At 51.4% G+C, this 218-nt stretch carries 1 protein-coding gene; it reads right to left on the bottom strand.

Going from position 1 to position 218, the window contains the following annotated elements:
- Positions 1-218 (bottom strand): hypothetical protein (locus tag A3739_RS29830; protein ID WP_197472228.1); only part of this gene is annotated, 218 nt, incomplete at both ends.

Below are 218 nucleotides of genomic sequence, written 5' to 3'. Positions count from 1 at the left end.
ACTAATCGTGTCACTCACTTGGCTAACGAGGCCTGACTCAGGATCGACATCATTCACCAATGCCGTCGCACTCAAGATAAAATCATCACTACTATGTGCCGGTGCTTGTATGGTTAGACTCGCTAAATCGTCAATATTCACGATCCAAACACCACTACCCTGATCGGCACCCGTTGAAAGCTGCGCGCCCTCCGGAACACCCTCGAAACGCACCGCAG

The sequence above is a fragment of the Oleiphilus sp. HI0067 genome (assembly GCF_001635735.1).
Note: the sequence above shows the minus strand (reverse complement) of the source record. Positions and strands in the feature narration are given on the sequence as shown.